The sequence below is a fragment of the Paenibacillus gorillae genome (assembly GCF_000513275.1).
GTDB lineage: Bacteria > Bacillota > Bacilli > Paenibacillales > Paenibacillaceae > Pristimantibacillus > Pristimantibacillus gorillae.
Map to the genome: position 1 here is coordinate 1 of NZ_CBVJ010000146.1, position 23,744 is coordinate 23,744.

22 protein-coding genes and 1 riboswitch are annotated in these 23,744 nt (G+C 51.6%); all 22 genes read left to right on the top strand.

What is annotated here, in order from left to right; translation table 11 throughout:
• Positions 1-1,058: cell division protein FtsH (locus TY10_RS27795; protein WP_042171320.1), on the top strand; the 1,058-nt coding region annotated here is incomplete at its 5' end.
• A 406-nt stretch (positions 1,059-1,464) separates the two neighbouring features.
• A complete protein-coding gene (gene nadA, locus TY10_RS27800; RefSeq protein ID WP_042171322.1) occupies positions 1,465-2,403 on the top strand; it encodes a quinolinate synthase NadA in 939 nt (312 codons plus the stop codon).
• Positions 2,404-2,443: 40 nt separating this feature from the next.
• Positions 2,444-4,060, top strand: coding sequence for an L-aspartate oxidase (nadB, locus tag TY10_RS27805; protein ID WP_042171324.1), 1,617 nt, complete (start codon positions 2,444-2,446; stop codon positions 4,058-4,060).
• Positions 4,053-4,943 (top strand): carboxylating nicotinate-nucleotide diphosphorylase, encoded by an 891-nt coding sequence (nadC, locus tag TY10_RS27810; RefSeq protein ID WP_081735529.1) that lies wholly within the window; start codon positions 4,053-4,055, stop codon positions 4,941-4,943. The genes nadB and nadC overlap by 8 nt, the downstream gene beginning before the upstream one ends.
• A complete protein-coding gene (locus TY10_RS27815) occupies positions 4,940-5,710 on the top strand; it encodes a type III pantothenate kinase (RefSeq protein ID WP_042171326.1) in 771 nt (256 codons plus the stop codon). Before nadC ends, TY10_RS27815 begins: the two co-directional genes overlap by 4 nt.
• 3 nt (positions 5,711-5,713) lie before the next feature.
• Positions 5,714-6,613, top strand: coding sequence for an Hsp33 family molecular chaperone HslO (hslO, locus tag TY10_RS27820; RefSeq protein ID WP_042171328.1), 900 nt, complete (start codon positions 5,714-5,716; stop codon positions 6,611-6,613).
• Between the two features lie 18 nt (positions 6,614-6,631).
• A complete protein-coding gene (locus tag TY10_RS27825; protein ID WP_042171330.1) occupies positions 6,632-7,582 on the top strand; it encodes a peptidylprolyl isomerase in 951 nt (316 codons plus the stop codon).
• Positions 7,583-7,772: 190 nt separating this feature from the next.
• Entirely contained in the window at positions 7,773-8,711 is a 939-nt protein-coding gene (cysK, locus tag TY10_RS27830; RefSeq protein ID WP_042171332.1) for a cysteine synthase A, read from the top strand.
• A gap of 145 nt (positions 8,712-8,856) precedes the next feature.
• Positions 8,857-10,434, top strand: coding sequence for an anthranilate synthase component I family protein (locus TY10_RS27835; RefSeq protein ID WP_155986074.1), 1,578 nt, complete (start codon positions 8,857-8,859; stop codon positions 10,432-10,434).
• A gap of 68 nt (positions 10,435-10,502) precedes the next feature.
• Positions 10,503-11,084, top strand: coding sequence for an aminodeoxychorismate/anthranilate synthase component II (pabA, locus tag TY10_RS27840; RefSeq protein ID WP_042171336.1), 582 nt, complete (start codon positions 10,503-10,505; stop codon positions 11,082-11,084).
• Positions 11,081-11,962, top strand: coding sequence for an aminodeoxychorismate lyase (gene pabC, locus TY10_RS27845; protein ID WP_042171338.1), 882 nt, complete (start codon positions 11,081-11,083; stop codon positions 11,960-11,962). Before pabA ends, pabC begins: the two co-directional genes overlap by 4 nt.
• Positions 11,963-12,005: 43 nt before the next feature.
• Complete coding sequence (gene folP, locus TY10_RS27850; RefSeq protein ID WP_042171340.1) at positions 12,006-12,875, top strand: dihydropteroate synthase; 870 nt, start codon at positions 12,006-12,008, stop codon at positions 12,873-12,875.
• A 34-nt stretch (positions 12,876-12,909) separates the two neighbouring features.
• Positions 12,910-13,296, top strand: coding sequence for a dihydroneopterin aldolase (folB, locus tag TY10_RS27855; protein WP_042171342.1), 387 nt, complete (start codon positions 12,910-12,912; stop codon positions 13,294-13,296).
• Positions 13,274-13,828: a 2-amino-4-hydroxy-6-hydroxymethyldihydropteridine diphosphokinase gene (folK, locus tag TY10_RS27860; protein WP_042171344.1), complete on the top strand. Its 555-nt coding sequence runs from the start codon at positions 13,274-13,276 to the stop codon at positions 13,826-13,828. The genes folB and folK overlap by 23 nt, the downstream gene beginning before the upstream one ends.
• Positions 13,780-13,989, top strand: coding sequence for a helix-turn-helix domain-containing protein (locus TY10_RS27865; RefSeq protein WP_042171346.1), 210 nt, complete (start codon positions 13,780-13,782; stop codon positions 13,987-13,989). The genes folK and TY10_RS27865 overlap by 49 nt, the downstream gene beginning before the upstream one ends.
• A 59-nt stretch (positions 13,990-14,048) precedes the next feature.
• Positions 14,049-15,071 (top strand): tRNA dihydrouridine synthase DusB, encoded by a 1,023-nt coding sequence (dusB, locus tag TY10_RS27870; RefSeq protein WP_042171348.1) that lies wholly within the window; start codon positions 14,049-14,051, stop codon positions 15,069-15,071.
• 280 nt (positions 15,072-15,351) lie between these two features.
• Positions 15,352-15,828, top strand: a complete 477-nt coding sequence (gene greA / locus TY10_RS27875; protein ID WP_042171350.1) for a transcription elongation factor GreA — start codon at positions 15,352-15,354, stop codon at positions 15,826-15,828.
• An 80-nt stretch (positions 15,829-15,908) separates the two neighbouring features.
• Positions 15,909-17,426, top strand: a complete 1,518-nt coding sequence (gene lysS, locus TY10_RS27880) for a lysine--tRNA ligase (protein ID WP_420329434.1) — start codon at positions 15,909-15,911, stop codon at positions 17,424-17,426.
• A gap of 163 nt (positions 17,427-17,589) precedes the next feature.
• Positions 17,590-21,417, top strand: a complete 3,828-nt coding sequence (locus tag TY10_RS27885) for a glycosyltransferase family 39 protein (protein WP_052350817.1) — start codon at positions 17,590-17,592, stop codon at positions 21,415-21,417.
• 38 nt (positions 21,418-21,455) lie between these two features.
• Complete coding sequence (locus TY10_RS27890; protein ID WP_042171353.1) at positions 21,456-22,439, top strand: glycosyltransferase family 2 protein; 984 nt, start codon at positions 21,456-21,458, stop codon at positions 22,437-22,439.
• Complete coding sequence (locus TY10_RS27895) at positions 22,429-22,917, top strand: GtrA family protein (protein WP_162160699.1); 489 nt, start codon at positions 22,429-22,431, stop codon at positions 22,915-22,917. The genes TY10_RS27890 and TY10_RS27895 overlap by 11 nt, the downstream gene beginning before the upstream one ends.
• Positions 22,918-23,033: 116 nt before the next feature.
• A riboswitch (cyclic di-GMP riboswitch) is annotated at positions 23,034-23,132 on the top strand.
• A gap of 72 nt (positions 23,133-23,204) precedes the next feature.
• Positions 23,205-23,744 (top strand): hypothetical protein (locus TY10_RS31165; protein ID WP_042171355.1); only part of this gene is annotated, 540 nt, incomplete at its 3' end.

Below are 23,744 nucleotides of genomic sequence, written 5' to 3' on the forward strand. Positions count from 1 at the left end.
CTGCGCTGCTCCGTCCTGGACGCTTTGACCGTCAAATTACGGTTGACCGTCCGGATGTGAAAGGCCGCGAAGCGGTGCTGAAGGTTCATGCCCGCAACAAGCCGCTTGATAAAGATGTCAAGCTGGACATTATCGCGAAACGTACGACAGGCTTTACCGGTGCTGATCTGGAGAACCTGTTGAACGAAGCGGCACTGCTTGCAGCCCGCCGTAACAAGAAGGATATCGCAATGCGTGAGGTTGACGAAGCGATCGACCGTGTTATTGTCGGCACAGAGAAGAAAAGCCGCGTCATCAGCGAACGTGAGAAGCGGATTGTCGCTTACCACGAAGCTGGCCACACGATTATCGGCTACTTCCTGGAGCATGCCGACCAAGTACACAAGGTTACGATCATTCCACGCGGCAAAGCCGGCGGTTATGTCATCATGCTTCCTAAGGAAGACCGGATGCTCGTAACGAAGCAAGAATTGCTCGACCGCGTTACCGGCTTGCTGGGCGGACGGGTTGCCGAGGAATTGTTTATCGGCGAGATCGGTACTGGCGCGTACAGCGACTTCAAACAGGCTACGAGCATTGTTCGCAGCATGATTATGGAGTACGGTATGAGCGACAAGCTTGGTCCAATGCAGTTCGGCCAATCCCAAGGCCAAGTATTCCTTGGACGGGATCTGGGGCATGAGCAGAACTACTCCGATGCGATCGCTTACGAGATCGACCAAGAGATGCAGCGTATGGTGAATGATTGTTACACCATTGCGAAGAACCTCTTGACTGAGAAGAGCAAAGAAGTGCATATCATTGCACAAACGTTGCTCAACGAAGAGACGCTGGAGCTGGAACAAATCAAGAACCTGATCGAGACGGGATCGCTTACGGGCGATGGCTCAGTATCCGAAAGCGGCAGCGCCGACGGAGAAACAGCTTCCGAACCGATTGTCGATACGATTGGCGGCGTCAAAGTACGGATCCAAACCCGCGAAGCTGGCGATATTACGCCTCCAGTGCTGGATAAGGAAGATCCGTCTGAAGGCGACGGAGAACCGACTAAGTCTTAATGAACGAGAGAAGCCCGCAAGGCCATGTGCCAAGCGGGCTTTTCTTTACGGTCTAATCTCATAGAGATGTGACTTCATCTAGGTTTGTGCCGATAGGGTGAAAATATAACAGTTTTAAACGTTAATCAATAGCTTTACTTATATTTAAGACAGGCAATCACGTGATTTCGAGGTTGATAACGCCGATGGAAATAAAAAATATAAATTGTGACGGAAGTTTGGCGATTCACGCATTGACAGCGCCTTCTGCCTGGAGTAAATTAAACCTTAACAAATGTATTATTATAAACATTCTAATCATCAGGCTCTTGACTCGACAATGTTTGTGCATCAATTCACAAAGTCGGTCGGCCGTAACTCGGAATGGGACTCATCGCCCATCCCTCATAAGAGGAGAGGATCAACTGTGGAAGCATTGGTGCTGGAACGCAAAGCGGAACAAAACCGCGAGCTGCGGGAACGGCTATTGCAGCTGAAGAAAGAACGGAATGCCATTATTCTTGCTCACTATTACCAACGGGATGAAATACAAGAGGTAGCCGATTTCCGCGGGGATTCCTTCCTGCTGGCTCAGAAAGCGGCTCAGACAGATGCTGATGTCATCGTTTTTTGCGGCGTTCATTTTATGGGCGAGAGCGCAAAGATACTGGCTCCTAATAAAACGGTTATTATACCGGACGAGCGCGCGGGCTGTCCGATGGCAGACATGGTTAACGTGGACGGCCTGCGGAAGCTGAAAGCGCAGCATCCGAACGCGACGGTCGTTACGTATATCAACTCTTCGGCGGAAATTAAGGCGGAGACCGACATTTGCTGTACTTCGGCCAATGCACTCAATGTTGTGAATTCCGTTGAAGGCGACGAGGTTATTTGGGTACCTGACAAAAACCTTGGTCATTACGTACAGCAAAACACCGACAAAAAGATGATCATTTGGGAAGGCTATTGCAATACCCATGACATGCTGACGGTGAAAGACGTTGAGGAAATGAAAGCGAAGCATCCGAACGCGCAATTCGTCGTTCACCCGGAATGCCGCCCAGAGGTTGTTGCGCTCGGCGATTTCGTGGGCAGCACGACTGCGATCATTAAATATTGCAAAGAATCCGATTGCCAGGAATTCATCGTCGGAACGGAAGACGGCACGGGATACCAGCTGCGTCTGGACAGCCCGGATAAATCCTTCCATTTTGCATCGAAATATTTGGTTTGCCCGAACATGAAGGTGAACAATTTGAAGAAGCTGGTTAAATGTCTCGAGACGATGCAGCCTCAAATCTACGTTCCGCCGCATGTAGCCGATCAAGCTCGTCTTTCCCTGGAGCGCATGTTACTCGTGAAATAGGAGGAGCATGCGCTACTCCTATGCCTGGAGGCGCCAACGTATGATTCCTAGATACTTAGTAGATGTTCAACTGGATGATCTTCCAGTTATCGATAAAGACGTTATCGTAATCGGGGCCGGCATTGCCGGTCTTTTTACCGCATTGCGCGCCAGTGCCAGCGGCAATTCGGTGCTGATGCTTACGAAAAAATCGCTGCTCGACAGCAACACCCGGTACGCGCAGGGCGGCATTGCTGCCGTTATTTCCGAGGATGATTCGCCGGAATACCATCGCCAGGATACGCTGATTGCCGGGGCAGGGCTGTGCTCTGATGATGCTGTTAACGCGCTCGTTCATGAAGGACCAAGTGGTGTGAACCGTCTTATTAAGATGGGAACCCAGTTCGATCTGGAGAACGGGGAGTTCGCTCTTACGAAGGAAGGGGCACATAGTCAGCGCCGTATTCTGCATGCAAATGGCGATGCGACCGGCTATGAAATCGTACGCGCGCTTTCGGAGAAAGCGGTCGCCGATCCTCAGATCGAGGTGTGGGACGACCATTTCGTCATCGATCTGATTACGGAGGAAGGCGAATGCTGCGGCGTTCTTGTACAGAAGCCGGACGGCCAGCGTCTGTTCATTCGCGGGAAGGCTACGGTTCTATGCTCCGGCGGAGCAGGCCAGCTGTACCGCTATACGACGAACCCGGAAGTTGCTACAGGCGACGGCATTGCAATGGCATACCGTGCAGGTGCTTACATTCAAGACGTGGAGTTCATTCAATTCCATCCGACTTCGCTTTGTTATCCGGGTGCGCCCCGTTTCCTCATCTCGGAGGCGGTTCGCGGCGAAGGTGCGGTGCTTCGCAACATCCGAGGCGAGCGCTTCATGGAGCGGTATCACCCGCAGTTGGAGCTTGCCCCTCGCGATGTCGTTGCGCGGGCGATTGTCTCGGAGATGGAAGAAACGAAGTCGACCTTCGTCTATCTCGACGTGACCCATGAGTCTGCTGAAATGATTACGCATCGTTTTCCGAATATATATGAATTCTGCCTGAAATACGGGCTTGATCTGACGACCGACTGGATTCCGGTGGCGCCTGCCGCCCATTATATGATGGGGGGAGTCAAAACCGACCTGAACGGGGAAACCAATATTGGCAGATTGTTTGCTTGCGGAGAAGTATCGTCGACTGGCGTTCATGGTGCCAACCGGTTGGCCAGCAACTCACTATCAGAGGCGATTGTATTCGGCAAGCGTATTGTCGATGCGATTAATAAGCTTCCGAAGCTGGAGACGAAGCCGTCGATTAAGCCGGAGGAGCTGCGCGTGGACGCTCCGATGCAGGCTGTTGTTGAGAAGCGGCTGAAGCTGCAAAAGATTATGGTGAGATACGTTGGACTGCGGCGGGATGCGAAAGGGCTGGAGCGCGGACTTGAGGAGCTTAAGAGGCAGCTGCCGATCTTTCAGTCGGTGCTGACGAAAAGCGAAGAGTTCGAATTTGCCAACCTGCTCACCTGCGCTTTGCTGACGACAGAAGCGGCGCTTCAGCGCGAGGAAAGCCGCGGTGCGCATGCCCGTGAAGACTTTCCGGAGCGTAACGATGAGGTATGGCGCAAGCATACCGTCTTGCACCGCCTACATGGAATGACAGAGGAGCGAATTGTTCATGCTTGAGACGAATTTCAACGGCTTCGGCTATCGGCAAACGTTGAAAAACCAAATAAACGGCTGGCTCGCTGAGGATGTTGGCAGCGGCGACGTAACGACGGCGACAACGATTCCGGCAGAATCGCAGTCGAAAGCGGTCATTCACGTCAAGGAGAGCGGCATCATCGCCGGTCTTCCCGTAGCTCAGCTTGTATTCGAGGTCGTCGACCCAAGTCTGGTTTTTGATGCTAAAGTGGCAGATGGGGATTACGTAGAGAAGGGGACTGTTATTGCAGTCGTAGAAGGCAGCACGCATAGCCTGCTTACGGGTGAGCGTCTTGCTCTTAATCTTATGCAGCGGTTGTCGGGCATTGCAACCAAGACCAATGCTTTTGTCGCCGCTCTTGAAGGGCTGCCTGTCCGGCTGGTGGACACGCGGAAGACAACACCGGGTCATAGGCTGCTGGAGAAATATGCGGTCCGTGTCGGCGGGGGTGCCAACCACCGCTTTGGCTTGTATGATGCAGTGATGATCAAGGATAATCATATTAAAGGGGCTGGAGGCATTCGCGAGGCAGTCGAAGCGTCCAGAGCGAGCATTCCGCATACGATGAAGATCGAAGTGGAGACGGAGTCGATGGAACAGGTTGAAGAAGCGCTTGCCTGCGGCGCCGATATTATTATGCTAGACAATATGAGCCCTTCTCTAATGAAGGAAGCGGTAGCCCGCATCAAGAGCCATTCCCCGCAGGTTATCGTCGAGGCTTCCGGTAACGTCCGGCTCGATACCATTCATGGCATCGCATTATCCGGAGTTGACGTCATATCGGTTGGGGGACTGACCTATTCCTTCAACGCGCTGGATATCAGCTTGGATCTGAACGCGAAAAAAGGAGGATCGGCCTCATGATTCTCGTTATTGACGTTGGCAACACCAATATCGTGCTTGGCGTCTATAAGGGCAAGGAACTGCTGCATCATTGGCGGTTGAGCACCAACCGATCTGCTACCGTGGACGAATATGGCATCAATATTCATAATCTGTTTCATTATGCCGGCCTGAAGCTGGATCAGATGGAAGGCGTCATTATCTCTTCTGTCGTTCCTCCGCTTATGCGGGCATTGGAGCAGCTATGTTTGAAATATTTACGCAAAACGCCGCTGATCGTAGGGCCTGGAATTAAGACTGGCCTAAATATACGCTATGAGAATCCGCGGGAGGTGGGAGCCGACCGCATCGTCAACTCGGTAGCAGGCATTGAGAAATATGGCTCGCCGCTCATCATCGTCGATTTCGGAACAGCGACGACTTTCGATTATATCGACGGGGACAGCAATTACCTAGGCGGAGCTATCGTACCGGGCATCGGCATTTCCACGGAGGCACTGTATCAGCGGGCGGCCAAGCTGCCGCGCATCGAGCTGGTGCGGCCGAAGAGCGTAATTGGCCGGAATCCCATTACTTCGATGCAGGCTGGCATTATTTTCGGCTATGCGGGTCAAGTAGATGGTATAGTGAAACGCATCCGCAGCGAGTTCAAGGTATCGCCGCGCGTCATTGCGACAGGCGGACTTGCGGAGTTAATCAGCGCGGAATCGGAAACGATAGAGGAAGTTGATCCTCTTCTTACATTAGAAGGACTGCGTATCATTTATGAACGGAATCAGGAGGTTTAAAGCATGGAACAATTGAAAGATGTGCTTGTACGAGGCACAGCATGGGGCGGTAAAATCCGCGTATTCGCCGTTCGTACAACGCAGCTGGTCAGCGAGCTTCAACGCCGTCATAGGACGCTCCCTACTGCAACCGCAGCTCTGGGGCGCGGGGCGACTGCAGGAGCTATTATGGGCTCGATGCTGAAAGGTGAGGAAAAGCTGACCGTTCAGGTGAAAGGCGACGGTCCAATCGGTCAAATCGTAATCGACGCCAATGCGCACGGCGAGGTTCGCGGCTATGTCGACAATCCCGACGTGCTGCTCCCTAGCAATGAGCATGGGAAGATCGATGTTGCCGGCGGCGTGGGACGCGAAGGTTTTCTCCATATTATTAAAGATCTGGGCTTGAAGGAACCGTATCGCGGCAGCGTGCCGCTCATTTCCGGGGAGCTTGCCGAGGACTTCACTTATTATTTCGCGTTATCAGAGCAGACGCCTTCGGCTGTTGGCCTTGGCGTACTGGTTGAAGCGGACGGAACCGTCCTGCATGCCGGCGGCTTCATCGTTCAATTGATGCCGGGTCTGACTGACGCCGAAATTACGCGTCTGGAGCAGGCGGTCGGTACAATGCCGCATGTAACGGCGCTGCTGGATCAAGGCGAGACGCCGGAGGAAATCCTGCGCTGGCTCGTTGGCGATGATCTGCAGATTCACGATACGATGGATATCGTGTTCCAATGCAAATGCTCGAAGGATCGTGTCGCACAGACGCTGGTCAGCTTGGGCGAAGCGGAGTTACAACAACTTATTGATGATGACGGAGAAGCGGAAATCGTGTGTCACTTTTGCAACGAGGCGTATACCTTTGATCGTGAACAGCTGGAGAAGCTGCTCGAACAGGCGAGACCGGAGCCGCTCCAATAAAACGGAGGCAGTGGGGGAATGAAAAAATTCGGGGTATTGAAGACAGTCGTTCTTCTGCAGGCGGTTTGTATGATCGTGCTTAGCGTTGCCGTAGTGGTTAAGCTTTCGCCATTCGGCAGCGACCCCTCCGAGCTGGAGCCGGGTACGGGCAATGAAGCCCATACCGGCAACGACGGAGGCGACGAGGCGGCAGCCGTCGGAGGAGAGCCGATAACGGTCGGTGAGCTGGAAGCGCAGCTTTTGAAGCAATATGGCGATACCGTGCTGAGAACGATGATGGTGCGCAAGGCGTTGAACCTCGAAGCCAGCGCGCGGCAGTTGAAGGTCACCGTGGAGGAGCAAGACCGGGAGCTGGCTGCCATGATGGAAGGCTATCAGAACGAAGACGAATACTACCGGGTTATGAAAGAGCAGCTTGGCATGGAGCGGGACGACGTGCGTGAGGATGTAAAGTACAAGCTGCTGCTGGAACAAATCGCAATGCTGTCCGTTGAGATATCCGATGGGGATGTGAATCGCTACATAGGCGAGCATGCCGAGCTGTATGGCGACCGGCTTCAGCTGCATCTGCAGTGGATTGTGACGAAAACGGAAAAGGATGCGGGAGATGTGCTCGATATGCTATCCGACGGTGAGGATTTCGAGCGGATTGCCAGAACGTATTCCGTTGATGACTTTACTGCGGAAGCAGGCGGGGATCTGGGCTTGATCGATGCTGACGATCCTTTTTACGATGCGGAGCTGCTGGATTCCGCAAGCCGGCTGCAGACCGGTGAGATGGCGGGTCCCCTTAAAACAGCTGACGGCTACGCCGTTATTCGGCTTGTTGAGCGTCAGAAGACCGAGGGGCTGACCGGCAAGAGGCTGATGGATGCGGCACGCAAGCAGCTTGCGCTTTCCAAGGCAAAGCCTCTGCATGATATCGAGGATGAGTTATTGACGAAATATGATGCTGTCAAACGGAAATAATATTCCGGCTGGCCAGCATCATTTTTTTATACAGGCCGTTATATCATTGATAAAGGGGAATAGCTGTAATCGTTTTCCTTTCATAGGGCAAATTACATAGAAAAGCTATTGACAACGAATACCAGCATTGTTAATATGGAATTAGTTAAAAAACCAACTGAATTAGTCGGAATAAGGAGGCTTTTCTATCATGGCTAGAATTGTACAAAGCGTTACTGAACTTATCGGTGATACTCCGCTTGTTCGCTTGAATCGTTTGGTGCCTGAGGATAGCGCGGAAATCTATGTAAAGCTTGAATATCAAAACCCGGGCTCCAGCGTGAAAGACCGGATTGCAATCAGCATGATCGAAGTGGCGGAGAAAGAAGGCGTTTTGAAGCCGGGTGACACGATTGTTGAGCCTACGAGCGGCAACACGGGTATCGGCCTTGCTCTGGTAGCAGCTGCGAAAGGCTATAAAGCCATTCTCGTTATGCCAGAGACGATGAGCATTGAGCGTCGCAACCTGCTTCGCGCTTACGGCGCAGAGCTTGTATTGACGCCTGGATCAGAAGGCATGAACGGCGCAGTACGCAAAGCGGAAGAGCTTGCGAAAGAAAACCCTAGCTACTTCATCCCGCAACAATTCAAAAACCAAGCCAATGTGAAAATCCACCGTGAAACGACGGGTCCAGAAATCGTAGAGGCGATTAACTCCCTTGACGGCAAGCTGGATGCATTCATTGCTGGTATCGGTACGGGCGGCACGATCTCCGGCGCTGGTGAAGTGCTGAAGCAAAACTTCGAAGGTATCAAGATCTATGCCGTTGAACCGGCTGCATCGCCAATTTTGTCGGGCGGCCAACCAGGTCCTCACAAAATTCAAGGCATCGGCGCGAACTTCGTGCCTGATATTTTGAACCGTGAAATTTATGACGGCGTTATTCCTGTTGAGAACGAGGAAGCATTCGAATATGCACGCCGCGCTGCGAAAGAAGAAGGCATTCTTGTCGGCATTTCTTCCGGTGCTGCAATTTATGCGGCTCTGAAAGTAGCGAAAGAGCTGGGCAAAGGCAAACGTGTTGTTGCAATCGTTCCGAGCAACGGCGAACGTTACCTGTCCACGCCACTGTTCAATTTCGAGAACTAATCGATACGGATTGCCGGGTCCTCCATGCCGCTTGCTGCGGGTGGAGGGCTCTTTTTTTTGTTGGGACATGTCAGTCTTTTCTTTTGTCCTGCCTTTCTGTATACTTAGCAAATCATAATACGCAACTGATCGGGGGTAAAAGGTGATGTTCACCGCTTGGGAGCAATGGAACGGGTGGCACGCCGAACGGCAATACACAACGCTGCCGTTATTGAAAAGGGTGCCGCTGGCGAAGCTTGCCGTTGATTCATGGGAGAGAGCCTGGCAGGACGCTTCGCCTTACGCCTTCGTCTTGGAGAGCGGCAAGGACGGCCGGTATACGTATCTGGGCTTGCATCCGGCGAGCGTCATCCGCGGCAAAGGGCTGAAGGCTGTGTGCACGGAACTGGACGGCGTAGGCAAGCCGCCGCTTGCAGGTGCATGCGAAGAATGGGAAGGGAAGCCGCTGGAGCTCGTCCGCCGCTGGATGAGCGGACACACGGCCCCTAAGCTAAGCGAAGGGCCGAAATGGACCGGAGGCTGCGTTGGCTACTGGAGCTATGATATTATTCGCTCCATTGAACGGCTGCCGGAGGTAGCTGCTGATGATCTCGGTATGCCCGACTATTTGTTCATGCGAATGGACGAGCTGTGGATCGTTGATAAGGAGGAGCAGGCACTATATTGTGCGGTTCACTCCAAGGCGGAGCTGGATGCCGATCCAGCGCAGCTGCGCAACCTCTATGAGGCGGCAGCAGCAAGGGCGGAAGACATGGCGGCCTATTGGAATGACAAAGTGCAAAGCGGCAACACGGCTGCTGCCGCTGAACTGCGCTATGATTGGCTCGGACGGACGCAGGATGGAAGCCTCCATATCGATGTAGAGTTGATGGAGGGAATGACTTCGCCGTTCTCTAAAGCGGCTTATATGGCGGCTGTGGAGCGGATACGGGCTTATATCGCTCAGGGTGACGTCTTCCAGGTGAATTTGTCGCTTCGCCAGAGCCGCGAGGTTAGTGCTTCGCCTGAGGAATTGTATGAATGGCTGCGGATCGTTAATCCATCTCCTTATATGGGCTTTCTGCGGACGCCAGACTTCCAGTTGGTGTCTGCTTCGCCGGAGCTGCTGGTGGAGCAGCGGGACGGTCTGCTGGCCACCCGGCCGATAGCGGGCACACGCCGCCGGGGCAAGACGGAGGAAGAAGACCGCATGCTGGCGGATGAGCTGCTATCGAACGAGAAAGAACGGGCGGAGCATATTATGCTCGTCGACCTGGAACGCAATGACCTTGGAAGGATCGCCGCCTACGGGTCCGTTCATGTGGAGGAGCTGATGGTGATCGAGCGCTACTCCCATGTCATGCATCTCGTGTCTCAAGTGGAAGGAAAGCTGGCAGAGGGCAAGGACGCCTATGATGTTATCGCCGCTACATTCCCGGGTGGCACGATCACTGGCGCGCCGAAAATCCGTACGATGGAAATCATCGAGGAGCTTGAGCCGACACGCCGCGGCTCCTATACAGGTTCCCTTGGATGGATTGACTATAATGGCGATATGGAATTTAATATTATTATAAGAACGATGGCAGTGAAGGACGGCCTCGTACATGTTCAGGCCGGAGCGGGAATCGTCATCGATTCCGATCCGGAGCGGGAATATTACGAGTCGCTTAGCAAGGCGAAGGCACTGTGGAAAGCGGTTCAGTTCAGCGAGCAGTTTGCCGAGCGGACAAGCCGCGCTTAGGGGCATTCCCGGCGCGCCACGCTGGACCGCGGGGTCCGGCGCAGAATGGAATAAGGGGGACTGGGACGATGATTCTCGTAATTGATAACTATGATTCGTTTACGTACAATTTGGTGCAGTATTTGGGCAAGCTGGGCGAGGAGGTTGTCGTCAAGCGCAACGACGAAATCGACCTTGCCGGAATTGAGGCGCTGAAGCCTGACCATATTCTCATTTCGCCGGGACCATGCTCCCCTAATGAAGCAGGCATCAGCCTGTCACTGATCGATCATTTCAAAGGGATTATTCCGATATTTGGCGTCTGCCTCGGCCATCAGTCGATCGGTCAAGCATTTGGCGGCGATGTTGTGCGGGCAGAGAAGCTGATGCACGGCAAAACGTCGGAAATTATCCATGACGGCAAGACGATTTTCGAAGGCATTCCTTCCCCTTATACGGCTACACGCTACCATTCGCTTATCGTGAAGCGCGAGACGCTGCCCGATTGCCTGGAGATCAGCGCAGAAACGGCTGAGGGTGAGATCATGGGGCTGCGGCATAAGCATTATCCCATTGAAGGCGTACAATTCCATCCGGAATCGATCATTACGGAGCACGGCTTGACGCTGCTTCGCAACTTCTTGCAGATCCGGGTTGGCGCAGCACAATGAAGATCGGATTCAATGGTGAGGTGAAGAAGGCGGAGGAAGCTGTGATCTCAATTTATGATCACGGCTTTTTGTACGGAATGGGGTTGTTCGAGACGTTCCGCACCTACAGTGGAAGGCCGTATATGCTTGAACGGCATTTGCAGCGGCTTGCGGAGGGCTGCGAGCAGCTAGGTATACGCTATACGGCGGATCAGGAAGCATTGCAGTCATTAATTGCCGAGCTGCTTCAAGGTAATGGCCTCAACGAAGCTTATATACGGCTTACGGTTTCATCCGGGGTAGGCGAGCTTGGGCTGCAAACCGGTGACTATGAACAGCCGAATGAGCTTCTGCTGATGAAGGCACTGCCGCCTGTGAACGAAGCGCTCTATCGTTCAGGCAAGGAGCTGCGCCTGTTGAGCACCGCCAGAAACTCGCCGGAGGGGGCTGTACGGTTAAAGTCTCTCCATTATATGAATAATATGATAGCGAAGCGGGAACTTGCGGCCAGCGGGGCTGCTGCGAACGCCGAGGGACTGATGCTGACCGGAGACGGCAAACTTGCTGAAGGGATCGTCAGTAATTTGTTTTTCACGAAGAATGGCAAGATACATACTCCTTCTATTGATACAGGCATATTGCCGGGCATTACCCGGGCGAGAGTGCTGGAGCTGGCGCTTGAAGCGGGTTTTGAGACGGAGGAAGGGCATTATCGATTTGCCGAGCTGTTAGAAGCGGATGAGATATGGATGACAAACTCGATTCAAGAGCTTGTGCCGATTACTTCGGTAAGCGGGATTCCTGGGAAGGACCAAATAACCGTTGGCGATGGAGCTATCGGTCCGATAACGGATAAGCTGCTGCAAGCTTACCGGAGAGATACGGGGAGTGCTGTGTAGACCGATCGCAAAATTGCCCTTGAGAAGGAAAGGACGGCTTACGATGACACAGAATATGAATAACGGCGGCGCACCGTCTTTTTGGAGCCGTTCCTATCAGTTCGGCGGAGGTTCGAATGAAATACAGCTGGAGCTTGGAAAACGGACGCTCATTATGGGCATTCTTAACGCTACTCCCGATTCCTTCTCAGATGGAGGCCGCCATCATACGGGAGAAGCGGCTGTCGCCCACGCAGCTGCGATGGTGGCAGACGGGGCAGATCTGATTGACATCGGAGCAGAATCCACACGGCCGGGCTTTATACCGATTAGCGCCGAGGAAGAGCTGGAGCGGCTGCTGCCCGTCATTCGAGCGGTTAGGAGCGCGCTGCCGCATATTCCAATATCCGTTGATACCTATAAAGCGGAGACGGCAAAGCAAGCCTTGGAGGCAGGCGCGCATATCCTCAACGATGTATGGGGATTGAAATATGATCCGCTGATGGCTGCTGTTGCCGCTGAATATGATTGTCCGGTCATTCTGACTCATAACCGGGCGGAAGCAGAATACGGTGATTTTCTAGCCGATGTGCTGGACGATCTGCGAACAAGTGTGGATATCGCGAGGCAAGCTGGCGTCCGGGAGTCCAATATTTGGCTCGATCCCGGCATAGGCTTTGCCAAAAGCTATGAGCAGAATTTGCAGCTGCTCGGCAGCTTGAGGGAGATTCACGCGCTGGGTTATCCTGTTCTGCTGGGCACCTCCAGAAAACGGGTCATCCGTCAGACGCTTGATTTGCCGGTGACCGAATTGGACGAAGGAACAGCAGCAACGACTGCACTTGGTATCGCTCAAGGGTGTCAGATTGTACGTGTTCATGATGTCCGTACCAACGCCCGTACGGCGAAAATGGCTGATGCCATCGTATATTAATGATTGTTCATACTTGAAAGGAAGTCGGATTCGCATGGATAAAATGACGTTAAAAGGAATGCAGTTTTTTGGCTATCATGGTGTTTTTCCCGAAGAAAACCGATTGGGTCAAAAATTCGGCGTTGATCTGGAGTTGAAGATCGATCTGGAGCAGGCTGCACAAACAGATGAGTTGTCGCACTCCATTGACTACTCCCAGCTCCATGCTCTAACGAAGGAAGTTGTAGAGGGCACGCCTTACAAATTGATCGAAGCTTTAGCTGGCGGCATTGCAACGCGGGTTTTAGAAGCTTATACTATGATAAATGAACTGACGGTTCGCGTAACGAAGCCTAATCCGCCGTTCGAGATCTATTTCGAAGGCGTGACGGTCGAGTTGCGCAGAAAGCGGGATGCTCATGGCCGAATTGTTCCCGTCTAATTCAGGGCGGTCTGCGGCGTATATTGCACTGGGGTCCAACATGGGAGACCGGGAGCAATTGCTGCAGCAAGCCGTTATCTGTCTGAGTGAACGGCCTGACATTGATGTGCTGCGGGTGTCCGCGCTTTATGAGACTGATCCTGTCGGTTATACGGATCAGCCCGCTTTTCTCAACATGGTTATTGCCGTACAAACGACGCTTAAGCCCCTTGAATTGCTGCATGTACAGCAAGATGTGGAGCGGCTGCTTGGCCGCGTTCGCGACATTAGATGGGGGCCGCGCACCATAGACCTAGATCTGTTGCTGTATGAAGACGTTGCGATGGACGATGAGGAGCTGACGCTCCCGCATCCCCGTATGATGGAACGCGCATTCGTGCTCGTTCCGCTGAGCGATGTCATTGCGGGCGAGAATCCATTGCGGAATCGAGTTGCAGCAGCTGCGGCAGCGGCGCTTCAGGATGGAAAGGAAGGCATTGCCCAATGGAAAACGATCAACTGGCTCAGCGCGTCCGGGCTTTCCGGAAGCTGAAAGGATATACCCAGCAGGAACTCGCCAAGCAGCTTGGCGTCTCGGTAGCGGTACTTGGATCTCTCGAAAGAGGCACTCGGAAAGCAGATACGAAGCTGTTGAACAACATTGCAAGCACGCTAGGCGTCACTTACGATGAATTAACGGATGCGAAGCAATAGCGGACGCTGGTGCGAAGCATTTTGCAATAGAACTGAATTAAGGAGGAGTCCGAGGCGGCATGCTGAAAATCGGAGACATCGAGATGAAAAACAGAGTCGTGCTGGCACCGATGGCAGGCGTGTGTAACCCGGCTTTCCGACTCATTGCAAAGGAATTTGGCACAGGACTTGTCTGTGCGGAGATGGTAAGCGACAAAGCTATTCTGCATGGCAACAAAAGAACGATGGAAATGCTGTTTGTCGACGAGCGGGAGAAGCCGCTTAGCCTGCAGATTTTCGGAGGCGACCGCGAGACGCTTGTCGAAGCTGCGAAAGTTGTCGATCAGCAGACGAATGCGGATATTATCGATATCAATATGGGTTGTCCGGTACCGAAGGTGACCAGTTGTGATGCAGGCGCGCGCTGGCTGCTGGACCCGGACAAGATCTATGAAATGGTATCAGCCGTCGTTGGAGCGGTGAGCAAGCCCGTAACGGTCAAAATGCGGATCGGCTGGGATGACGAGCATATCTTCGCGGTAGATAACGCCAAAGCGGTTGAAAGCGCAGGCGGCAGCGCCGTCAGCGTGCATGGGCGCACGCGTGAGCAGCAGTATACGGGAAAGGCCAATTGGGATATTATAAGGGATGTTAAGCAAGCGGTAGCGATTCCCGTTATAGGCAATGGCGACGTATTCTCGCCGGAAGATGCCAAACGGCTTCTCGAGCATACCGGCTGCGACGGCGTTATGATCGGACGGGGCGCATTAGGCAATCCATGGATGCTGTATCGGACGATTCAATATCTGGCGTCTGGTGAGCTAATGGCTGATCCATTGCCGCGTGAGAAAATGGATGTGGCTATGCTCCATCTCGACCGGCTTGCGGCGCTGAGAGGCGAAGCGGCAGCGGTTCGCGAAATGCGCAAGCATCTGGCATGGTATCTCAAGGGACTTCCTGGCGCAGCCCGCGTGAAGGATGTCATTATGGAAGAAACAGGACGCGAAGGCGTTGTGGAAATATTGGAGAAATTTATTTCATCTCTGGATGCGGATGCGCTGGCGGAAGCGGCTGACAAAGCAAACTCACAGGCCGTTCATTAATACCGTAAGCGGATAATCCGGCGGCATTCGCCAGATGTCCGCTTTTCGTATATTCTCTCCTTGTCCTGTCAGGGCGGAGATCAATCGAATAAAGCGGTTACAGGGGCAATTCCCTTTGATTGACATTCGGGGTATCTTTGAAATATAATCTTGCAATATACATCAATGACGCAGTTGCAGCGCTTGCCGAAGGCATGACGGCTGGGGAACGTAATATATTAAATACCAGTGCATTCATACACCGTATGAAAATTTGTCACACGACAGGAGAATCGGAAAGATGAGCGATAAGGAAATCATTCTGACTCAGGACGGATTGAAGAAGCTTGAAGAAGAACTGGAAAACCTGAAGTCGGTTAAACGTCGTGAAGTTGCAGAACGGATTAAGGTTGCGATTGGGTACGGCGATATTAGTGAAAACTCGGAATACGAAGATGCAAAGAACGAGCAGGCCTTTATTGAAGGACGCGTTATTACCCTTGAAAAAATGCTGCGCAATGCGCGGATTATCAATAATGATGATATTGATACCGAAACGGTGAGCATCGGCTCTACGGTAACGGTTGAAGACTTGGAATATGGCGATACGATGGAATACGCGATTGTAGGCTCGGCAGAATCCGATCCGCTTCAGAACAAAATCTCGAATGAGAGCCCTGTCGGCAAAGCGATTTTGGGCAAAAAAAGAGGAACTGTTGTTGACGTCAGCGTACCTGCCGGCATCATTCAATATAAAATTGTAGATATCAAAAAATAAGGTTTGCACTGTGTTATTTCAGAAAGCTTCCTTAGCGGAAGCTTTTTGAACGTTTCGGCGGTGTCGAGGAGATGACAGAATTGAACGAAGAAAATAACGGTGTAGTAGAGGAACAGGAGCTTAGCGAGCTGCTGCAAATTCGCAGAGACAAGCTGGACGAGCTTCGCGGTCTGGGCGTCGATCCATTCGGCGGTAAATTTGAACGTACGCATGCGGCGAAGGAGATTGTATCTGCATACGAGGCTTTCAGCAAGGAAGAGCTGGAGGAGAAGGCGGTCACGGTAAGCATTGCGGGACGCATTATGCAGAAGCGCGGTATGGGTAAGGCGGCATTCGCCCACATTCAGGATCTGAGCGGCAAAATTCAAATTTACGTGCGTAAGGATTCGGTAGAAGCGAATAAATACGCAGCGTTCGAATTGCTCGATATCGGCGATATCGTTGGCGTTCATGGCGTCGTATTCAAGACGAATACGGGTGAGGTATCCGTGAAAGCGAAGGAAGTTGAAGTGTTGACCAAGTCGCTGCTTCCGCTGCCGGACAAGTATCATGGACTGAAAGATGTGGAGCTGCGCTACCGCCAGCGCTATGTCGATCTGATCATGAACCAGGACGTTCAACAGACGTTCATCTCCCGTTCCCGCATTATTCAATCGATGCGCCGTTACTTGGATTCGCTCGGTTATCTGGAAGTCGAAACACCGACGCTGCATTCTATTGCAGGCGGTGCGGCTGCCCGTCCGTTCGAAACGCATCACAATGCGCTTGATATGCAGCTGTATATGCGGATCGCTATTGAGCTGCACTTGAAACGTCTCATTGTTGGCGGCCTGGAGAAAGTCTACGAGATCGGCCGTGTATACCGGAATGAAGGCATTTCGACTCGCCATAATCCTGAATTCACAATGATCGAGCTATACGAGGCTTATGCCGATTATAAAGATATTATGGCGTTGACCGAAAATCTGATTGCGCATATTGCGCAAGAAGTGTTCGGCACGACCAAGATTACGTATCAGGGCGAAGAGATCGACCTGACGCCGCAATGGCGCCGTGTATCGATGGTTGACCTGGTTAAAGAAACGACGGGTGTAGACTTCGGCGTGCAAATGAGCGACGAAGAGGCGCATGCTCTGGCGAAGGAGCATAAAGTGCCGGTTGAACAGCACATGACGTTCGGCCACATTCTCAATGCTTTCTTCGAGCAATTCTGCGAGCATACGCTTATCCAGCCGACATTCGTAACGGGCCACCCGGTTGCGATCTCGCCGCTGGCGAAGAAGAATGCCGAAGATCCGCGCTTCACAGACCGCTTCGAGCTGTTCATCGTAGCGCGTGAGCATGCCAACGCGTTTACGGAGCTGAACGATCCCATCGATCAGCGCCAGCGTTTTGAGTCCCAGCTGGTTGAACGCGAGCAGGGCAATGATGAAGCTCATGAAATGGATGATGATTTCATCCGTGCGCTGGAATACGGCATGCCGCCTACTGGCGGCTTGGGTATCGGCATTGACCGTCTGGTTATGCTGCTTACTGACGCTCCATCCATTCGCGATGTACTGCTGTTTCCGCATATGCGTGATCGCGGCGGCGAATAAAATAGGCCTTCATACCGCTTGGGAAACAATCCCAAGCGGATTTTTTTGTGGGCAGTCATTGACCGTCGATAGCTTTTCCTTTAAAGTTGAAATGTATTTTTAGGAAAAAATAGGCTAAATTGCTGTTGATAAAATAAAAAATGTAGAGGTGAGAGGTCCGAATATGCGGAATTCTGGCTGGTATAAACTGATTGTTGCTATCCTTTTCGTTTTTATGTCCATTCCTTTGTCGGTTGGACATGCAGCTGAGGGCGGGGAGCATCCGAATTTATTGTTGAACCCTGGATTCGAGGAGACGGAATCAGGAGTTCCTTCGTCATGGACTCAGGATGTATGGGTGCAGGGAAGTGAGGTTACCCGGTTTACAGTAGATACGTTGAATACGCATTCGGGCGGAACCGCTGCAGTGATTGAGAACACGCAGCCGAATCATGCCAAATGGGTGCAGAAGATTAAGGTTGACCCAAATACCTACTATCGGATAAACGGCTGGGTGAATGTAGCCGGAACGGATGAGAATGCTACAGGCGCAAACTTGCTGATCATTGGCGTTGGCGGTGAGTTCCCGCAGATTCATAATACGGCCGGTGAGTGGAAGCTTATCGAATTCTACGGCAAGACAAGCAAGGGTCAGAAAGAGATTCAACTTGCAGCAAGCCTCGGCGGTTACGGCAGCTTGAATACCGGCCGGGCATGGTTTGATGATCTAGCGCTGACTCAGGTCGACAAATTGCCAGCGGGCGTAACGGCGATCTCGTTTGCCCCAAGCGATGTCAGCGGCGGTGATGCAGCGAAGGCGGACAGCCCGCCGAAGGTTTCGGCTTTTCCTGTACTTGCGATCTCTACACTATTCGCTATGCTTTTTGTTTATTTATATAGTCGGATGCTCAGACAGAGGCTTCCGCTAGAACATGCAACGGCCAGCAGATCTGCACAGATAATGGCGTGGCTGCTAATTGCGTTAGGGTTCCGAATTGTCATTGCTGTCGGCTATACGGGCTATGAATCGGATTTGCGAACCTTCATCTTCTGGGGTAATGAGGCATACAACAAGGGCATTACAGGATTTTATCAGGAGGGGGTTTTTGCTGACTATCCGCCGGGGTATATCTATGTACTGTATGTACTTGGGATGCTGCAGCAGCTATTCGGGCTGGATGGTGCTTCGAAGGGAGCCTATCTGCTGTACAAACTTCCGGCGATTATTGCGGACTTGGCTGCTGGATGGGTGATTTACAAAGCAGCGGGTAAAAAGCTTGGCGAGACGGCTGCGTTCGGACTTGCAATGCTTTATCTGTGGAATCCGGCTGTATGGGTAGATTCTGCTGCATGGGGCCAGGTGGACTCCATCTTTACCTTGTTCCTGCTGCTTGCGGTTCAAGCAGTAGTCGGCAATAAGCTGGAGCGCGGAGCGCTATGGTTTGCGATTGCCGTTCTGGTTAAACCGCAGGCGCTGATTTTTACGCCGATTATTTTGCTCGCCATCGCGCATAAGCGCGAGTGGACGCGGACTGCACTAAGCGCGGTATACGGATTGGCGTTATTCGTGGCGCTGGCCATTCCTTTTTTCTGGAGCAATGGCGGGCTTTCCGGCCTGATCAGCCTTTATAAGACGACGCTGGCATCATATCCTTATGCTACGCTTAATGTATTCAATCTTTACGCGCTTACTGGCGGCAACTGGACGGATCTGGATCATACCTTTTTGTTCATTCCATACAGTACATGGGGCATAATCGCTATTCTATTGGCGGTAGCGTTGTCCGTGTTCTTGTCCGTCAATGCGAAACATAAATCCGATTTATCGAAGTCCTATTATATCGGCCTAATTCTGATCTCAGTTATGTTCCTTTTGGGCACCAAAATGCATGAACGTTATTTGTTCCCGGCTATTCTGTTAGGGGTATTTGCTTATATTGAAGCAAAAGACAGACGGATTTTGCATATCTTACTAGGCTATAGCATTACGTTCTTTATTAACGTCGGTTATGTATTGGCGTTTAGCAAGTTTACAACCAACGTGCCAACAGACGGTATCGTCATCGTAACCTCGATCGCTAATCTTGGACTGCTTCTGTACATGCTGTATGTCGGTTACGATATTTATATCCGCGGCCGGGTGCAGTCTGTACCGAGTCTCGCGGAGGATGAACAGGCTCGCAATGATGAGAAGCTGTTGTCAGAGATCGTTAATGTGCAGCGGTCCGATAAGTCCCCTTCGAGGCTGAAGAAGAACGATTGGATTGCGATGCTCGTAATCACGCTCATCTATGCAGTGGTTGCTCTGTCCAACCTGGGCTCCACGCAAACCTTAGGCTCGGGCTGGACGCCAGCCAAGTCGGGACAAAGCTTCTATGTGGATCTTGGGGAAGCACGGCAGCTGGAGCGGATGAATAGCTTCGGCGGCTATGGCGAAGGCAAGTATAAGCTGGAATTCAGCAATACTCCGGATGCTTGGAGCAATCCAATGGATCTGGAGCAGAAGGGCGGCGACGATCTGAAGTGGGCGGTTCACCCGCTTAATATTACCGCCCGTTATGTGAAGGTGACGACTAACCAAACGGGATACTCGATACAAGAGATGGCCTTCTACGCCAAGGGAAGCGAGGAACCGTTAGCGATTAGCCAAGTTGTTGAAGAGGAGAAGATGGAGGGAAAAAGCTCAGCCGTCCGCTTATTCGATGAACAGTCGGCTGCTGCCTATAAGGCAAGTTATAAGAACGGCAGCTATTTCGACGAAATCTATCACGCTAGAACTGCGCTTGAGAATATCGAAGGCGTTAGAGCTTATGAGAATACGCACCCGCCGTTAGGCAAAATTATTATTGCGCTTGGCATTAAGCTGTTTGGGCTCAGTCCGTTCGGATGGCGCATTATGGGCACCCTATTCGGTATTGCAATGGTACCTATCCTTTACTTGTTTGCGCTCAGGCTGTTTAAGCGTACGGGTTATGCTGCAGCGGCTGCCGGACTGCTCGCAGCGGAATTCATGCATTTTACCCAGACCCGAATTGCAACGATTGACGTGTACGGTGTCTTCTTCATCATGCTGATGTTCTACTTCATGTATAAGTATTATTCGTTGAACTTTTACAGCACACCGCTGCGTAAGACGCTTGTACCGCTGTTTTGGGCAGGGCTGTTGTTCGGCATCGGCGTGGCTTCGAAATGGATCGTGATTTATGGCGGTGCCGGTCTGGCGATTATGCTCGCATTGTCGCTCTTCGAGCGGTATCGGCAATACGGGGCGGCCAAACGAATTCTCGCTGCTGGCAAGGTTAAGGCGGAGGAAGAGGATACGTACCGGAAAATCATCCGGCTGTTCCCGCGCAATACGGTTATCACCTTAGCGATATGCCTGATTTTCTACGTTGCCATCCCGGCTGTTATTTACGGTTTGTCCTATATTCCGGTGCTGAAGGTAGCCGGGGATGAATACACAGCGGAAAGATTGGTAGACTATCAGAAAAATATGTATCATTACCACAGTGAGCTCGTCGCTACGCATCCTTATTCCTCACAGTGGTGGGAGTGGCCGTTCATGAAGCGTCCGGTCTGGTATTACAGCGGAAGCGATCTCGCTAATCCGGGGAACGTCTCAACCATATCGGCTTTCGGCAATCCGCTTATTTGGTGGACGGGAATATTCGCATTACTCGGTACCCTTTACTTCAGTATCAAACGGAAGGACAAGCGGGTGTACATCATCTGGATTGCGTATCTGTCGCAATACTTGCCTTGGATGCTCGTTCCGCGTCTTACGTTTATCTACCATTATTTTGCGATGGTACCTTTCATGATTTTAGCTATTATTTATATGTTCAAGCTTTATGAGGAAAAGCGTCCCGATCAGCAATGGCTTCGCTGGCTTTACGTAGCTGTGGCTGCTGTACTGTTCCTTCTGTACTATCCGGTGCTGTCTGGCATGGAGGTCGCTAGAGCGTATGCGGCAGTCATTCGGATCTTTGATTCTTGGGTGTTTTACGGTTAGGTTAGACGGTTCGGGAATTTATGATAGGAGGGATACGGATGCAAGCCAAGTACAGCATTATCGTGCCGATGTTCAATGAAGAAGAAGTAATCGGGCATACGTACTTACAGCTCAAAGCGGTCATGGACGGCTACGGAGAGTCCTATGAGCTTATATTCGTTAATGACGGCAGCCGGGATCGTACGGTTGAGATTGTCGACGGCATTTGCCGCAATGACCGGAATGTTCGGCTCATTAACTTTTCCCGCAACTTCGGTCATCAGATTGCAATAACGGCCGGAATGGACTATGCCCAGGGCGAGGCCATTATTATCATTGACGCGGATCTGCAGGACCCGCCGGAAGTGATGCTGGAAATGATCGAGAAGTGGAAAGAAGGCTTCGAGGTTGTATACGGCAAGCGATTGAAGCGTAAGGGCGAGACTATCTTTAAAAAAATAACAGCGATGATGTTCTACCGGACCATGCGAAGCATGACCAACTTTGATATTCCGATGGATACCGGAGACTTCCGGCTGATCGACCGAAAAGTATGCGATGTGCTGCGCGGGTTGAAGGAGAAGAACCGATTCGTGCGGGGACTTGTGAGCTGGGTTGGCTTCCGCCAGACGAGCGTCGAGTATGTACGTGAAGAGCGTTTTGCTGGTGAAACGAAGTATCCTTTGAAAAAAATGATCAGCTTCGCACTGGACGGCATCACTTCGTTTTCCTACAAGCCGCTGAAGATCGCAACGTATATCGGTTTTTTTCTATCGGTCAGCAGCTTTCTGTATTTAATGGTTGTCGTATATCAGAAGCTCTTCACCTCCTATAATCAAGTCGGCTGGACATCGATTGTCGCCATTAATTTATTATTCAACGGCATCATACTTATGCTTCTTGGTTTAATTGGCGAATATATCGGCCGTATTTATGACGAGTCGAAAAACCGTCCGCTGTACATTGTGCGGGAAGCCCATGGCTTTGACGAGGAGCGGCTGGAACAAGCTTCTGCCAAAAAGGAACGCGAATATGTCCGCTGATCCGCTTGATCGGCTCTCAGCGCCAAAGCCAGTAGATCGCGGGACGGATGCCGTTGCACAAGTGAAACAGATTCGCCGAAAGACGTTTAAGCAATTTATTTTATTCAATATGGTTGGCGTTATAAATACCGCAGTGGACTTTGCGGTGTACAGCCTGCTCATTTGGGCAGGCTTGCATTATATAACGGGACAGATACTGTCTTATGCCGCAGGAATGGGCAACAGCTATTTGATGAACACGCTGATTACGTTTCGCGGCGCCTCTGCTGAAGATGGCGGAGGAGCGCAGGATAGGGGCAGGCCGGTTCGCTTCATTGTTCTTAATTTGGCAGTGCTCCTTATCTCGCTTGGGTTGCTGTATCTGACCAAAGAAGGCTGGGGAATTAACCCGTTTTTGGCGAAGCTTGTCGTTACTTGTATAACAGTTGTGCTGAATTTTGTCGGCAGTAAATGGTGGGTCTTTATGCGACAAAAATAATTGAAAAAATGGTAAGAAAACCGTTGACTTGCAATTGCTACTAATTGTAGAATAGGTCTTGCGAACCGGGTGTAAATGGTAGATTTACTAGGTTCCGTAGGAATCAACTACATATGACATGATAATAGCAAACCATCTGAAAGGGTGGGACGCAAAGTCAGGAGTCTAAGGCATTACACGGCCTGCGTGTATGCGATGATCGTCCGACTGCCATGAATATGACCATATTCGAGGCAGTCTTTTTTGTTGCCTTGAATCCGGAATTATTTTATGGAGGAGAGTGAGTAATGGGCAAGAAGCGGTTCAAATCGTTGCTTGTGCTGACGATGATTGTTATTCTGACGTTCAGCATAGCCGGTAATGTTTTTGCGCATGGTGGGGGAAGTAATTCGTTTAAATGTTCGGATTACGGCACGGTGAGTTATACCGTCGGTAATAAAAAAACATTTACGACATCCCATGGCGACATTAGCGGTTCGTTAAAAGATCAGGGTTCAAGCTGGTTTAAAGTTTCTAATGCAATATTAGATTGGTCAGCAACCGGCAATTATGATGTGTATTGCGTCAAGATTGAAACTTCCTCTTGGTTGGATGATGGTAAGATCATCGAATATCAGGGAGGTTCGAGAGGCGATCTTGGTCTCACTGCTAATAAAACTTGGTTAGGCGAGTATCAATCGATTTATAGAATCACGTTCTATAAAAAGGAAAAACCAGCGCCGACGCCAACGCCGACGCCAACGCCGACGCCAACGCCGACGCCAACACCGACGTCAACACCGACGCCGACGCCAACGCCAACGCCGACGCCAACGCCGACACCAACG

Coding starts and splice junctions, on each gene's coding strand:
- dusB (WP_042171348.1), top strand. CDS start 14,049: ATGCTGAAAATCGGAGACATCGAGATGAAAAACAGAGTCGTGCTGGCA.
- TY10_RS27835 (WP_155986074.1), top strand. CDS start 8,857: ATGTTCACCGCTTGGGAGCAATGGAACGGGTGGCACGCCGAACGGCAA.
- greA (WP_042171350.1), top strand. CDS start 15,352: ATGAGCGATAAGGAAATCATTCTGACTCAGGACGGATTGAAGAAGCTT.
- pabA (WP_042171336.1), top strand. CDS start 10,503: ATGATTCTCGTAATTGATAACTATGATTCGTTTACGTACAATTTGGTG.
- nadB (WP_042171324.1), top strand. CDS start 2,444: ATGATTCCTAGATACTTAGTAGATGTTCAACTGGATGATCTTCCAGTT.
- nadC (WP_081735529.1), top strand. CDS start 4,053: ATGCTTGAGACGAATTTCAACGGCTTCGGCTATCGGCAAACGTTGAAA.
- folP (WP_042171340.1), top strand. CDS start 12,006: ATGACACAGAATATGAATAACGGCGGCGCACCGTCTTTTTGGAGCCGT.
- TY10_RS27890 (WP_042171353.1), top strand. CDS start 21,456: ATGCAAGCCAAGTACAGCATTATCGTGCCGATGTTCAATGAAGAAGAA.
- hslO (WP_042171328.1), top strand. CDS start 5,714: ATGGAACAATTGAAAGATGTGCTTGTACGAGGCACAGCATGGGGCGGT.
- TY10_RS27885 (WP_052350817.1), top strand. CDS start 17,590: ATGCGGAATTCTGGCTGGTATAAACTGATTGTTGCTATCCTTTTCGTT.
- TY10_RS27865 (WP_042171346.1), top strand. CDS start 13,780: ATGGAAAACGATCAACTGGCTCAGCGCGTCCGGGCTTTCCGGAAGCTG.
- TY10_RS27895 (WP_162160699.1), top strand. CDS start 22,429: ATGTCCGCTGATCCGCTTGATCGGCTCTCAGCGCCAAAGCCAGTAGAT.
- folB (WP_042171342.1), top strand. CDS start 12,910: ATGGATAAAATGACGTTAAAAGGAATGCAGTTTTTTGGCTATCATGGT.
- folK (WP_042171344.1), top strand. CDS start 13,274: ATGGCCGAATTGTTCCCGTCTAATTCAGGGCGGTCTGCGGCGTATATT.
- TY10_RS27815 (WP_042171326.1), top strand. CDS start 4,940: ATGATTCTCGTTATTGACGTTGGCAACACCAATATCGTGCTTGGCGTC.
- TY10_RS27825 (WP_042171330.1), top strand. CDS start 6,632: ATGAAAAAATTCGGGGTATTGAAGACAGTCGTTCTTCTGCAGGCGGTT.
- pabC (WP_042171338.1), top strand. CDS start 11,081: ATGAAGATCGGATTCAATGGTGAGGTGAAGAAGGCGGAGGAAGCTGTG.
- cysK (WP_042171332.1), top strand. CDS start 7,773: ATGGCTAGAATTGTACAAAGCGTTACTGAACTTATCGGTGATACTCCG.